Consider the following 13,108-nt stretch of genomic DNA (forward strand, 5'->3'; position numbering starts at 1 on the left):
TTCGACCCGGGAGTGACCAAGGTCCATCCGATCTCTGCGGTAGGACGGTGGTCCGTGGGACCTTGGTCCGTTCTCCCCCTGCGGTGGGGTAGCACTCTGAAGGTCATTCACCAGTGCACGCGGGCCACCCCGAGAGGAACACGCTCATGACCGATCGCACCATCGTCGCCGTGGACAACGGCACGGCCGGAGACGCTGCCCTCGAGTGGGCGATCGGTCGGGCTCACTGGGTCAAGGATCCCGTTCTGCTCGTGCACGTCGTCGAGCAGACCACGCTGGTTCCCGGCAAGACCCTCGGACCTGACCGGTTCGAACGCGCCCGAACACTCCTCGGAACGGCAGCCGGCCGAGTGCGCGAGGCCGTGCACGGGGTAGATGTCCGAACCAAAGTGCTCACGGGAGATGTTGTACCGGCGCTGATCGCACTGACCGGTCCGGATGCGCTGCTCGTCGTAGGCGAGACCACCCGAGGCTCCGTGCACGCCGCCGTGGGCTGGTCCGCGGGTGTGCGCGTCGCCACGCACGCGGCCGGGCCGGTCGCGGTGATCCCGATCGACGTGCGCGAGCAGCGCCGCGGAATCGTCGTCGGTGTCGACGACACCGACGAATGCTTGGACGTCGCCGAGATCGCCGCCGCCGAAGCTCTCGCCACCGGTCAGGCCCTGCACGTCGTCCATGCCTGGATGGCGCCGAACATCTGGCTCGACACCGCGCCTCTCGATGAGGAGTTCGTCGCATTCCTCGCCGAGCCCCATCAGCAGCTCCTCGACGACGTCGTCGGCGTCCTCCGCGGCCGCCATCCCTCGCTCGACGTCACCGGGCACGCGGTGCACGGCACCCCGGCGCACTGCATCCTCGGTGCCGACCCCTTGCCCGCACTCGTCGTGGTCGGCACCCGCGCACGGTCGATGTTCCGACGCCTGTTCCTCGGCTCGGTCAGCCGCGATCTCCTGCTCAACCTCGACGTGCCCGCCATCATCGTGCCGACCGCGATGGCGACGCCGAGGCGTGCGTCGGCGTCCGAGGAACGGACGGCCGTGTCATGATCCCCTCGCGATGGAACCGGGCTCTGACGGGCCTGCTGCTCGGCTTCGTGGGCATCACCGCGATCGCGGGAGGAGCCGCACTCGTCGTCGGCGAGATCAGTGGCGATCAGAGCGGCCTGCTCGTTCCGGCCCCGTCGTATCTCGAGGGCAGCCCGTTCTCCTCGTATCTCGTGCCTGGCCTGCTGCTGGCCGTGGTGGTCGGCGGTGCACAGCTCACTGCTCTGGCCGTGCTCGTGCGGCGCCCCGCGTTGGCTCCGGCCGTGACCGCGATGGCGGCGTACACGATTCTGATCTGGATCTTCGTGCAGATGATCATCATCCCGTTCAGCCCGCTGCAGCTCGTCTACTTCCTTGCCGGCCTCGCCGAGATCGGCCTGGTCGTCAGCGCCTCCGGAATCCTGAGAGCGGAGGATCGACCCGTCGTCGACCGTTCTCCGGCGGACGTCGGCTCGACCTAGAGTTCGTCACGGTGCTCAGAACCGAGAACCGCCGCCTGGGTGCGGCGTTCGAGTCCGAGCTTGCGCAGCATGTTCGAGGCGTAGTTCTTCACCGTCTTCTCCTTGAGCCCGAGCCGCTCCCCGATCTGCCGGTTGGTCAGCCCGTCGGTGATCAGTCCGAGGATCTGCCGTTCTCGGATGTTGAGGGAGCCGAACCGTGGATCGTCCCGCGACTCCGACCGCACCCGCTCCGAGACCTTCCGCGACGCCGCGGCGTGCAGGAGCGAACGGCCCGCGGCGACCGCGGTGACGGCGTCGACCAGGCTCGGTCCCCGCACATCCTTCAGCAGGTAGCCCGAGGCGCCGGCGACGACCGCGGCGACGACCGCGTCGTCGTCGTCGTAGGCGGTGAGGATGATGCAGCGGATGCCGTCCGACCGCGACCGCAGCTCGCGGCAGAGGTCGATGCCGTTTCCGTCGGGCAGTCGCATGTCGAGCAGGGCGACATCGGGTTGGGTCGCGCTGATCCGGGCTAGGCCCTGAGCGACCGTTCCCGCCTCGGCCACGACCTCGATGCCGGGAGTGGCCTCGAGAAGGTCGGCGACTCCTCGCCGCACGATCTCATGGTCATCGACCAGCGCCACCCGAATCATTGTGACTCGCTCTCGTCGTCAGCAAGCGGGACATGCCATCGGATGCGGGTGCCGTTCGCCGACGAGGTGACATCCATCGCCCCGTTCAGCGACGCGGCTCGGGCAGTCAGGTTCGCCAGTCCGCTGCGGTGCGGATCAGGAGGTATTCCGATTCCATCGTCATTCACGTCGACACGGATGTCCGTGGCATCGACCGTGAGGGTCACCTCCACATCGGCGGCACCGGAGTGCTTCACGACGTTGCTCAGAAGCTCGCGCACGACGGCGGTCACCTCGTCGGCGAGGGCACCGGTGACGAAGAGGTCGACCGGGCCCGCGAAGCTCACGTTGACGGGGCTGGGCAGCGCCTTGGAGGCATCGGCGGAGATGTCGAGCACCCGGTGCCGCACGGTCGCCAGCTTGCTGTCCGCCGGCGGGGTGAGAGCGAAGACGATTTTCCGGATCTGCGCGATGACCCGGTCGATCCTTGTCACGGCCTCGTCGAGACGTGTGCGATCGCTTCCGGCGAGGGTCGGGGCGAGGCTCTGCAGCTCCAGACCGGTGCCGAAGAGGTCTTGGATGACGTGATCGTGCAGATCGCGTGCGATGCGTCCGCGGTCCTCGAGAACGACCACGCGCTGCTGGTCTGCGCGGGCGCGAGCCAGCGCGAGGGCCACGCTGATGCGCTCGCCCAGGTCGATGCCGACCTCGAGATCGGTCGGGGTGAAGCCGGGTTGGCCGGGCGCGCGGGCGGTGACGAGTACCCCCCAGACCGTCGTGCCGTCGGTCAGTGCGATGTAGATCGCCGGGCCGGTCGCCTCGCCCCGGGTGATGGCGAACGGGTCGGCATCCCGCGCGGCACCCGTGTGCACGGGGGGCGCGATGACCGAAGCTCCGGAGGTGAGCACGTCGGTGGCGAGCGTGATCGCCGCGGGGATGTCGGCGCCGGCCAGAGCGTCGGAGCCCTCGCCTCGCGCAGCGGCGACATGGACGGTCCCGGGGTGATGGCCGGGCACGAGGATCGTCAGGAGTTGTGAGTCGGATCGACCGATCAGTTCATCGGCGAGGGTCGCGTAGGCCCGGTCGATGTCGGTGTCGGCTAGCGCGACCGCGATTTCGGCCGAGGAGGTCATCCACCGTTCTCTGGTGCGCGCTTCGACGAGGACGCGGGCATGGTCGATGGCGGATGCGGCGGTCGCTGCGAGGGCGCGGACGAGTTGCTCGTCCTCGTCGGAGAAGCCACCCCGGCGCGGATTGGTGAGGTAGAGGTTGCCGTATACCGCGCCCCGTACCCGGATCGGCACGCCGAGGAAGCCGTCCATCTGCGGATGGCCGGCCGGAAGACCAGACGAGCGCGGGTCAGACCGGATGTGCTCGAGCCGTATCGACTGAGGGGTGGCGATCACCGCGCCGAGCAGACCGTGCCCCTCCGGCAGGTGCCCGATCCGGTCCACGGCATCCTCATCCATGCCGACGTGGATGAAGGCTTCCAGTCCGTGCCCGTCCGGCGCGATGACGCCGAGGGCGCCGTATTCGGCGTCGACAAGTTCGACGGCGGCTTCGACGATACGTCGCAGGACGATACTCAGGTCGATGTCCTCGACGACCGCCTGTGTCGCCCGGAGCAGTGCGCGGAGCCGCCCTTGTGACTGCTTGACCTCGTTGGCGCGGGCGATGAGCTCCTCGATGGAGCGGTCCAGTTCGGAGCGGGGAAGATCGGGGAATGAGATCGGATCCGTCACAGGGCCTCCTGCAGCCTCAGCGCGAAAGTACCACGCCGGGGCCCCCACTACTACGGCCCGCGGCATTCGGTGGTCAGTCACCGATGGACCAAAGCCCCATCGACGCCGCGTGGGAGACGCAAGAGTCGACAGTATGAAACGACCGCTGACCAACTGGCACACCCGTGCGCGCGAGAATCTGACCGCGGGCGAACGCGCCGCCGACCGCCTGCGGAACGGGATGGGCAGCTGGCCCTTCGTCACCGTCTTCATCGCCCTGATGCTGATCTGGTTCGTGCTGAACTCCCTCGACAGCGCGTGGGACCCGTACCCCTTCATCCTGCTGAACCTGTTCCTCAGCATGCTGGCCGGCCTGCAGGGCGCCATCCTGCTCATCGCGGCGAAAAGGCAGGACACGATCGCTGCCGCGCTGGCCCAGCACGACTTCGAGACCAACGTGGCCGCCAAGCAGGAGATCGAGGAGCTGATGGCGATCAACCGCACCCAGCTCGCTCTGCTGGCCGAGCTGAGCTCCGGCCGCACACCGCGCGACCCGGCCGGACTGCCGCCGTTTCCCGCGCCGGTGTCGGCTGGTCGGTGACGTCACAGCGCCCTCATCGGCTCGCCTCTTCGCTCTTCTTCGCGGCGGCCCGATCGGTCTTCACCCCGGCATGGGGATGCACGATCAGCACTGGGCAGTGCGCGTGTGCCGCGATCTCCGCACTCACCGAGCCGAGCAGCAGCCCGGCGAAGCCTCCATGGCCCCGACTCCCCGTCACGATCAGATCGGCGGTGTCGCTCTCGTCGATCAGCACGCGTGCGGCTGATCCCTCGGCGATGGACAGGTGCACACGTTCGGGCTTGCTCTCGCCGAAGACGGCGTCGGCGACATCGTGCACGGTCCGTGCCGCGTCCCGGTCGGGGTACCAGTCCGGCGGAACCATCGTGTATCGCGAGATGGGGTAGGTCCAGACGCACACCACGTCGAGCTGCGCGTCGAAGGCTTCGGCGATGCTTTCCGCCTTGCGCAGCGCGGCGATGGATGATTCGGAACCGTCGACGCCGACCACGACGCGAGAGAACTCCCCGAAATCCGGCTGAACGCTTTCAGGGTGAGAGAGTGTGACAGGTGATTCGCTCATGTGACTAGACTCCCCACGGCCGAACCGGAGGGCGTGGACCAAAGTCCATCCGCAGAGCCGCGACGCCCGGATCGGGGGCGAATCGAAGAGCAGCGACCATCGTCCTCGCTCTACGGCCGCCGCCGCGCCGCCTGAGCCCTCGTCGCCCTCGTGAAGACGAGGGAGAGGGTGGCGGCCAGGGCCGCCGCCACGGCCGAGAGGCCGAGCGGGGCGAACGAGGGTTCGTCGGCGGGCATGTCGATGGTCATCCAGAAGAAGAGGATGACGGCGGCGAGCGCGGTGGCCGGCGCGAGCCAGCGCACGAGGTCGCGGAACGCGCCTTTCGCGAAGACGCGTGGAATGCGGCGTAGGCCTGCCACGGCTCCGGCGAGGCCCAGCAGCACCGCCACACCCGCGAGGGTCAGCACCGAGGCGATCGGGACCGCGGCGCTCAGCCGCGCGGCCTGCAGCGCGCCGTCGTCGGGGCCGACGAAGGTGCCCGCCGGGAAGTCGAGGCTCGCGCCGAGGTCGTCGACCGTGAGCTCGAAGGGGTAGCCCGAGTCGCCGTCCTCCTTCAGGTCGAGGGCGTAGGTCGTGAACCCGTCATCCGTGGATTCCGACTCCTCGGAGACGATGGTCGCGCCGGGGCTCGGCTCGTACTCCCCGAAGGGGATGACCGAGGGCGCCCACTCGCGCGGGTGCTCGGAGGAGTCGGTGTCGAGCGTGATCCAGCCGCCGGCCGTCTGTTCGGCGGCGAGCGCGTCGGGCACCCGCAGCTCGATGGTGAGCGGTGAGGGCGCGGGATCGTCGCCCCAGGCCGAGTCGTTCTCCCACCCCTCCAGCAACGCCGCCCAGCGCATCCGGTCCACCACGTCGCCGAAGGCGCCCTCGGCCGCCACCACGGGCGACGCCAGCGAGTACTCGATCCGCACGTCGTGCGAGCCCTTGAGCACGCGCGGCAGCTGCGTCGTCATGAGGAGAGTGTCGGCATCCGGAGCCGTCGTGTACGGCACGTCGTCACCGTCGATCGTCACCGCGCTCACCGCGAGACCCAGCGGCTGCCCGTCGAGGCTGTTGCGCCACTGCTGCGCGAACTGCGGAACCTGCGAACCCTCCTCCTCGGCGTCGAAGGAGACGGTGAGGGTCTCGGTCACGTCGAGGCGGCCACGCCCTTCGTCGTCGCGCGAGAGCACGGCCACGGCGTCGAAGGCCTGCACCTTCGTGTACAGGGTGCCCGAGATGTCGCCCCAGTACGACTGGTAGTCGACCGAGCGCTGGAAGGGGTTCGGCAGGGTCGCCACCGCCACGATCGCACCGGCCACCACCAGCAGCGAGAGCAGCCGGATCAGGATGCGCGGGATCGTCAGGAACGACGGCGTGCGCCACGAGCGCGAAGCGCCCACCTCGCCGAGCTCGCCCTCGATCAGGCTCACCACCCGCCGGCCGGCCTCACGCGGCGGCGCGAGCAGCACCGCGTAGGGCAGCAGGCGGTCGCCCGAACGGGCGCGCTCGAGCAGGCGCGTGCGCTCGGCGTAGACGTCGATGCCGCGCAGGTGCTGCTTGAGCAGCGCGCCCCGGCGGGTGAGCGGCCGCGCCGAGAGGGCTATCGCGATGATCACGATCGAGATCGCGCTCGACAGCAGCACGAACGCCACCGGCCACCACACCACCGACAGCTTCGCCTGGAACGACAACTGCCGCACCAGACCCCACTGCACGATCGTGAGGGCGAGCGGAGCGGCGATGAAGAAGTCGCGCACGAAGCCGCGCGGGATGCGCCGCAGTCCCTCCTGCAGCTGCCGGCGACGCTCGGGCGCCGTCGCGGCCCGCGTGAGTGCCCGGGGCAGGTCGCCGATCCGGCCGGCGCGCTGCGCGACCTTCGCCGCCGCGATCAGCCTTCCGCGTCGTTTCTCGCGACTCTTGCCGCCGCCACCACCGCCCTTCTGGGCGTCTTCGAGCGCGGCGGCGAGCTCGGCGGTGCGCTCCCGGCGCAGCACCTGGGCCGCGAGTCGTGCCGATACGCCCTTCGGGGGGTCGTACTGCGCCACGAACCACGGGCGGCCGCGCGCGTCGCCCCAGGCCACGGCCCGGGCGGCGAGGGCGAACAGCAGCGTGAGCAGCAGGAGCGCGAGCGGGGCCAGCGGCCCGAAGGTCTGCACCCAGTAGAGGGGTGTCGGCTCGGGCATCACGAAGGTGCCCTGCTCGAACGACATCGTGAAGCCGGCGTTGGCGTGCGGCGGGATGTTCTGCTCGTTCGTGAAGCGGTAGGAGACGTCATCCGGCGACCCGGTGACCGCCACCGGTTCGGGATCGAGCCACTCGCCCGTGCCGATGATGAGCCAGGCGAGGCTGCCGCGGGGCTGGCGGACGAGCTGGTCGTCGACGTCCTTCGGGATCGTGACCGTGACGTCGAGACCGGCGAGACCCTGCGGCCACGACGGGCCGAACACGTCCCAGCGCAGCAGGTCGACCTCGCGGCCGGTCGCCTCGTCGGTGGACGGGAAGGCGAGGTCGTGCAGGGTGTACCGCAGCACGATGTCGTGGTCGCCCTGGAGGGCGGTGCCGCCGTCCGCGCCGTCCGCGTTCATCGTCAGCAGCAGCTGCTCGGCGTCCTCCGAGCGGCTCACCTCGATCGGCTCGCCGTCGAACGTCGCCTCGATGCCGGAGGGGTTCAGCGCGTGCCCCTGGTAGTTGGTGGCGATGGCCCGCTGGATGCCCGACTCGTCGTCGCCCTCCGGGAACAGGGCCGTGATCTTCTCCTCGACCTGCACGTCCATCCGCCCCTCGGCAGTGCGCTCGACGCGGTAGTCGACCGTGAACTGGCGGGCGATCCAGGTGTCGGAGACGCTCGAGGTGGAGTCGGTGATGTCGTCGAGCGTGAGCGGCTTGTTGATCACGGGGCCGATCAGCAGCACCACACCGGCCAGGGCCACCAACCCCCAGAAGGCACGCAGTCCGAAGCGCAGGCCGGGCCCACCGTGCGAACGCAGCCAGGCCTCGAGCCCGAGCAGCCAGCGCGAGAGCAGCACCCAGAGCGCGGTGTGCTGCGGCCCCGGGTCGGGGATGCGATCCTCGGGCGGCGTCTGCGGGTCCGGCATCTCTTCCGGCTCGTCCTGCTCGTCAGGCCCGTCCAGCTCGTCAGGGTCCTCCGGCCCCGCCGGGTCTCTCGGGTCGACAGGTGTCACGCATCGAGTCTGCCCCATCACGGGACACTCCGCCCCCGGTCACGGCCGCGTGCGCGACACTTGCTACCAGCGACAGAGCGCGTCCGCGACGAAGCGGACGGCGGAGGGGTGGATCATGGCCGAGCGTCTTCTGGTGACAGGCGGAGCATCCGGGATCGGGCGGGCGATCGCCGAGCACGGCGCCGAGCAGGGCTGGGACGTCGTGGTGATCGACCAGCACGCCTCCGCAGTGGGGCGCGCCATCACGGCCGACCTCGCCGACACCGCCGACACCGCCCGCGCCCTCGCCGAGGCGCTCGAGGGCGGCCCGATCACGCGGCTCGTGAACAACGTGGGCGCGGTCTTCCCCGCCTCCCTGCAGGAGCAGACGCTCACGCAGCTCGACCAATCGCACGCGCTCAACCTGCGCTGCGCGGTGCAGTGCGCGCAGGCGGTCGTGGGCGGGATGACGGATGCGGGGTTCGGGCGCATCGTGAACATGTCCAGCCGCGCGGCTCTCGGCAAGGAACTCCGCACCGCCTACGCGGCCGCGAAGGCCGGCCTGATTGGGCTCACGCGGGTCTGGGCGCTGGAGCTCGCCCCCGCCGGCATCACCGTGAACGCGATCGGCCCGGGCCCGATCGCCACCGAGCTCTTTCTTCGGGCCAACCCCGCCGACTCCCCCCGCACGAGGGCGATCGTCGACTCGGTGCCGGTCGGCCGCCTCGGCGAGCCCGCCGACATCGCGAACGCCGCCGGGTTCTTCCTCGACGCCCGCTCGGGCTTCGTCACCGGCCAGACCCTCTACGTCTGCGGCGGCCTCACGGTCGGCACGAACCCGCTCTGAGACGGTTCACCCCAGCGACTCTCAACGAGACCTGGTGCATAGTGGCGACGCTTGCTCTGAAACTCGCTGGAGTGAACCGACAGGGATACCTCGTCAAGCGGAGCGCGGAACAAGGCCGTGAACAAGCACGGAGATGCAGAACGGGGCGCCCGGATGATCCGGACGCCCCGTTCTGCATGTGACGGTCAGGCCTTGCGGCGACCCACGATGAGGCCGTAGATCAGCAGCACGAGGATGGATCCACCGATGGCGAGCAGCCAGGTCTGGATCGAGAAGAAGTCCTGCAACGGAGCGTTGAACAGGATGCCGCCGAGGAACCCGCCGAGCAGCGCTCCGACGACGCCGAGCAGCAGCGTGATGAACCAGCCGCCGCCCTGCTTGCCGGGGAGGATGAGTTTGGCGATGGCGCCGGCGATCAGGCCGAGCAGGAGGAATCCGAAGAAGCCCATGAGTGCGTGTCTCTTTTCGTGAAGGGGGATGGTGCGGGCAGAAGTGTGGCCGCCACCGTGGGGTGACGGCCACACGACGCTGATGCCCGGCAGGTGAGTGCGAGCGGTCGACGCTCGATGTCGGTGCGGGCGATTGGCGCCCGGTGTCAGTGCTTGAAGGCGTCCTTGACGTTCTCGCCGGCGCTCTTGACGTCGGACTTGGCCTGGTCGGCCTTGCCCTCGGCGACGAGCTCGTCGTTGTCGGTGACCTTGCCGACGGCCTCCTTGGCCTTACCGGCGAGGTCCTCGGCGGCGTTCTTGATCTTGTCTGCTGCGCTCATGATGAGCTCCTTCCGTGGTGATGATCTCTGTCTTACCTCGATCGGGGTGTTCGGGCCAGGTCTGCGGGTCGCTGTGCCATCGAGGTGCTTATGCATGTGAGACGGGGTGAGTCGGTGATTCGTCACACATTCGTATTAAGTTGCACGGTGGTGTGCAAGTTAGTACGATGGGGTGCGTGACCACAGCCCTTCGAACCGCGCGCCCGGCGCGCAAAGACGCCCTCGAGAACCGGGAGGCCATCCTCGCTGCGGCGGGCGTGGTGTTCCGCGCCGATCCGGAGGCGTCGCTGGATGCCGTGGCCACGCAGGCGGGCTTGTCCCGCCGCTCGATCTACGGCCACTTCGCCTCGCGCGACGAGCTGCTGGCCGAACTGCTGGTGCGCGGCGGAGCCCGCATCTCGGCGGCGCTGGCCGGCGTGCACGACCCCGATCCGCGCATCCATCTCGCCCTCGTGGGCGCCGCCCTCTGGACCGAGGTGCAGCAGGTGCGCGTGCTCGCCCAGCTGGCCATCCACGGCCCGCTGGAGAAGACGGTGGCGGATGCGCTCGCCCCGGTGCGCGCTTCGGTGCGCCACGCGGTCGCCGGCGGCATCGCGGCCGGCTTCTTCCGCGCCGACGTGCCCGAGCCGAGCCTCGCCCGCCTGATCGAGGATGCCGCCATCGCGGTGCTCGACGAGGCCGTGCGCTCCGAGCTCTCCGAAGCCGAGGGCCGCCGCCTGGTGATGGCCGTGGGCCTCTCCGTGGCCGGTCTCTCCTGGCAGGACGCCGCCGCCGTCATCGACGCCCTCCCCGCCGATCCGCCCCAGCGCCCCACGAACGACAAGGACCCCCGATGAGAATCGTCGCCACGAACATCGCCAAGGGCCACGACGGCATCCCGCTCCCCGACACCACCGTCTCGTACGAGACAGGCCGGGTCACCGTCGTCGAGGCCGAGGTGGGCGACCGCCCGGTCGTGCTGGCCCTCATCCTGAGCGGCCGGATGCGCCCCGACGCCGGCACCATCACCCTCGACGGCGCCGACGACCCCACCCTCCTCCGCGAGCGCGTCGCGCTCGTCGACGCCCCCGAGGTGAGCGCCCCCGCCGCCGACCTCCCCCTCACCACGGTCATCCGCGAAGAGCTGCTCTACGCCGGCCGCTCCACCTCCCGCGCCACCATCGCCCAGACCCTCGCCGACGCCGGCGCCACCGCCTACGCCAAGGCCCGCATCGACGACGTCCCGCCGACCATCCGCCTCCGCCTCCTCGCCGAGCTCGCCTCGTTCCGCCGCGGTGTCGAGGCCCTCGTCATCACCTCCCCCGACCGCCACGGCGGCGACCCCCGAGACTGGCTCGCGGTCGCCACCGACCTAGCCGCCCGCGACTTCGCCGTGGCCGTGGTCTGCGGTGCCCCCTCCGCCGAGATCGTCCGCCCCCTCCTGCCCGAAATCACCCCCGCCGACACCGAAGACACCCCTGAGGAGCCCTCGAAGTGAAGATCCTCACCCTGGTACGAACCGAGCTCAAACGCCTCACCGCCACCAGCATGGCCAAACTGGCCCTGGTAGCCCTGATGCTCGTCCCCGTGCTCTACGCCGGCCTCTACCTCTGGGCCAACAACGACCCCTACGGCAACCTCAAAGACGTGCCGGTCGCGCTCGTGGTCGAAGACACCGGAAGCACCCTCGACGGCAAGCCCGTCAACTACGGCCAGGACGTGCAGGAGCAGCTGCTGAAAGACGCCTCGGTCGGCTGGCACGTCGTCACAGCGGCCGAGGCCGAGGAAGGAGTGCGCGACGGCGAGTTCGACTTCATCCTGAGCCTCGGTGCCGACTTCTCGAAGGCGCTCACCTCGGCCAGCGGAAACGCGCCTCAACAGGCGGTCGTCACCCTCACCACGAACGACACGAACAGCTTCCTCGCCACCACGATCGCCGGCCAGGTGGCCGAGAAGGTGCGCGCCTCCATCACCGAGCGCGTGGGCAAGGAGGCCGCGCTGCAGCTGCTCGACGGCTTCGCCACCGTGCGCTCGAACCTCACCGACGCGGTGGACGGGGCCGGGCAGCTGGCCGACGGATCCTCCTCCGCGGCATCCGGAGCCCTGCAACTCGCCGAAGGGGCGGGCTCCGCGAACGTCGGCGCCCTGCAGCTGAACGACGGCCTGCAGCAGCTCGCCGCCGGCTCGGCCGACCTCCCCGCGCAGACCGCGCAGCTGAACGACGGCGCGCAGCAGATCGCGGCCGGCAACGCCCAGCTGTCGACGAAGGCGAACGAGGTCGCGACGGCCGTTCAGGATGCCGCCAGCCAGGTTCCGGCGGCCCGCGCCGACATCGTGGCGCTGCTGGACGACTCCACGCTGACGCCCGAGCAGAAGGCGGCCGTGCTGGCCGAGCTCGACAAGGTCGGCACCGCCATCGACCAGGGCAACACCACCGTGCAGCAGACCAACGCGCAGATCGCGCAGCTCGCCGCCGGCAGCGCACAGCTCGCGGCGGGCACCCAGCAGCTGGCGGATGCGGCGCCGGCGCTCTCGAACGGCATCGCGAGTGCGGCATCCGGATCGTCCGCGCTCTCCTCGGGCCTGACCCAGCTGGCGGAGGGATCACTCTCGCTCACCGACGGAGTCAACCAGCTCGCATCCGGAACCACGACCCTGCGCGACGGCCTCTCATCAGGCCTCGAGGAGGTGCCCGACCAGACCGCCGACCAGCGCGAGGCCGCGGCCACCACCATCTCCGACCCGGTCGAGCTCGACACCAGCGCGGTCACCAAGGCCAGCAACTACGGCGCGGGCATGGCCCCGTTCTTCATCAGCCTCGCGGCCTGGATCGGCATCTACGCACTGTTCCTGATCGTGAAGCCGCTCTCCCGCCGCGCTGTCACGGCGCTGAAGAAGCCGGCGCTCGTGACGACGGCCGGCTGGGTGACGCCCGCGATCCTGGGCGGAATCCAGATGGCGGCCGTGTTCGGCATCATCACACTGGCGCTCGGCTACGAGGTGCAGCACGGCTGGTGGATGATCGGGTTCATGGTGCTCACCTCGGCCACGTTCGCGTCGATCATCCTGGCGCTGAACATCCTGCTGGGCAGCGTGGGGCAGTTCTTGGGGCTGGTGCTGATGGTGCTGCAACTCGTGACCGCGGGAGGCACGTTCCCGTGGCAGACGCTGCCCGGGCCGCTGCAGGTGCTGCACCAGGTGCTGCCGATGAGTCACGCGGTCGACGGCATCCGGCAGCTGATGTACGGCGGCAACCTCTCCCTGGCGGGGGCGGATGCGGGTGCCCTCGTCTTCTGGCTGATCGGCGCCCTGCTCGTCAGCTACCTGGGTGCCCGCCGCCTCACCCGCCACCGCACCCTGCGCGACCTGCGCCCCTCCCTCATCGGCTGAGC

13 protein-coding genes are annotated in these 13,108 nt (G+C 69.9%); 7 read left to right on the top strand and 6 right to left on the bottom strand.

Features of this window, described 5'->3' with window-relative positions:
- Nucleotides 1-146: 146 nt before the first annotated feature.
- The gene (locus Q0D75_RS01400) at nucleotides 147-1,046 is read left to right on the top strand and encodes a universal stress protein (RefSeq protein WP_291048505.1); all 900 of its coding nucleotides are present in this window, start codon (nucleotides 147-149) and stop codon (nucleotides 1,044-1,046) included.
- Complete coding sequence (locus Q0D75_RS01405) at nucleotides 1,043-1,504, top strand: hypothetical protein (protein ID WP_291048507.1); 462 nt, start codon at nucleotides 1,043-1,045, stop codon at nucleotides 1,502-1,504. The genes Q0D75_RS01400 and Q0D75_RS01405 overlap by 4 nt, the downstream gene beginning before the upstream one ends.
- On the opposite strand, the gene Q0D75_RS01410 is transcribed toward Q0D75_RS01405, so the two are convergent.
- Together Q0D75_RS01410 and Q0D75_RS01415 are read right to left on the bottom strand one after the other, a co-directional pair.
- The gene (locus tag Q0D75_RS01410; protein WP_291048509.1) at nucleotides 1,501-2,136 is read right to left on the bottom strand and encodes a response regulator transcription factor; all 636 of its coding nucleotides are present in this window, start codon (nucleotides 2,134-2,136) and stop codon (nucleotides 1,501-1,503) included. The two genes, Q0D75_RS01405 and Q0D75_RS01410, sit on opposite strands and share 4 nt — an antisense overlap.
- Nucleotides 2,133-4,109, bottom strand: coding sequence for a GAF domain-containing protein (locus Q0D75_RS01415; protein WP_291048510.1), 1,977 nt, complete (start codon nucleotides 4,107-4,109; stop codon nucleotides 2,133-2,135). Before Q0D75_RS01415 ends, Q0D75_RS01410 begins: the two co-directional genes overlap by 4 nt.
- Here Q0D75_RS01415 and Q0D75_RS01420 point away from each other — a divergent pair.
- On the top strand, nucleotides 4,078-4,437 hold the full coding sequence (locus Q0D75_RS01420; protein ID WP_366513393.1) for a DUF1003 domain-containing protein: 360 nt from the start codon (nucleotides 4,078-4,080) through the stop codon (nucleotides 4,435-4,437). The two genes, Q0D75_RS01415 and Q0D75_RS01420, sit on opposite strands and share 32 nt — an antisense overlap.
- 13 nt (nucleotides 4,438-4,450) lie before the next feature.
- Here the strand turns inward: Q0D75_RS01420 and Q0D75_RS01425 are convergent, their stop codons facing one another.
- Both Q0D75_RS01425 and Q0D75_RS01430 read right to left on the bottom strand, forming a co-directional pair.
- A complete protein-coding gene (locus tag Q0D75_RS01425) occupies nucleotides 4,451-4,978 on the bottom strand; it encodes a universal stress protein (RefSeq protein ID WP_291048514.1) in 528 nt (175 codons plus the stop codon).
- Nucleotides 4,979-5,088: 110 nt separating this feature from the next.
- Nucleotides 5,089-8,142, bottom strand: a complete 3,054-nt coding sequence (locus Q0D75_RS01430) for a DUF2207 domain-containing protein (protein WP_291048516.1) — start codon at nucleotides 8,140-8,142, stop codon at nucleotides 5,089-5,091.
- A 115-nt stretch (nucleotides 8,143-8,257) separates the two neighbouring features.
- Here Q0D75_RS01430 and Q0D75_RS01435 point away from each other — a divergent pair, with 115 nt between their 5' ends.
- On the top strand, nucleotides 8,258-8,968 hold the full coding sequence (locus Q0D75_RS01435; RefSeq protein ID WP_291048519.1) for an SDR family oxidoreductase: 711 nt from the start codon (nucleotides 8,258-8,260) through the stop codon (nucleotides 8,966-8,968).
- A gap of 185 nt (nucleotides 8,969-9,153) precedes the next feature.
- Here Q0D75_RS01435 and Q0D75_RS01440 read toward each other — a convergent pair whose 3' ends face one another.
- A complete protein-coding gene (locus Q0D75_RS01440) occupies nucleotides 9,154-9,417 on the bottom strand; it encodes a GlsB/YeaQ/YmgE family stress response membrane protein (protein ID WP_291048522.1) in 264 nt (87 codons plus the stop codon).
- Between the two features lie 146 nt (nucleotides 9,418-9,563).
- Nucleotides 9,564-9,737 carry a CsbD family protein gene (locus Q0D75_RS01445; RefSeq protein WP_291048524.1) on the bottom strand — a complete coding sequence of 58 codons (174 nt, stop codon included), beginning with the start codon at nucleotides 9,735-9,737 and terminating at the stop codon, nucleotides 9,564-9,566.
- Between the two features lie 176 nt (nucleotides 9,738-9,913).
- Between Q0D75_RS01445 and Q0D75_RS01450 the strand changes: the two genes are divergently transcribed.
- From Q0D75_RS01450 to Q0D75_RS01460, 3 genes are read left to right on the top strand one after another with little or no spacing between them, the layout of a single operon-like run.
- Nucleotides 9,914-10,573: a TetR/AcrR family transcriptional regulator gene (locus tag Q0D75_RS01450; protein WP_291048526.1), complete on the top strand. Its 660-nt coding sequence runs from the start codon at nucleotides 9,914-9,916 to the stop codon at nucleotides 10,571-10,573.
- On the top strand, nucleotides 10,570-11,214 hold the full coding sequence (locus Q0D75_RS01455; RefSeq protein ID WP_291048528.1) for a hypothetical protein: 645 nt from the start codon (nucleotides 10,570-10,572) through the stop codon (nucleotides 11,212-11,214). The genes Q0D75_RS01450 and Q0D75_RS01455 overlap by 4 nt, the downstream gene beginning before the upstream one ends.
- Nucleotides 11,211-13,106 (top strand): YhgE/Pip domain-containing protein, encoded by a 1,896-nt coding sequence (locus tag Q0D75_RS01460; protein ID WP_291048530.1) that lies wholly within the window; start codon nucleotides 11,211-11,213, stop codon nucleotides 13,104-13,106. Before Q0D75_RS01455 ends, Q0D75_RS01460 begins: the two co-directional genes overlap by 4 nt.
- Nucleotides 13,107-13,108: the final 2 nt, after the last annotated feature.

This window comes from Herbiconiux sp. (assembly GCF_023264855.1).
GTDB lineage: Bacteria > Actinomycetota > Actinomycetes > Actinomycetales > Microbacteriaceae > Herbiconiux.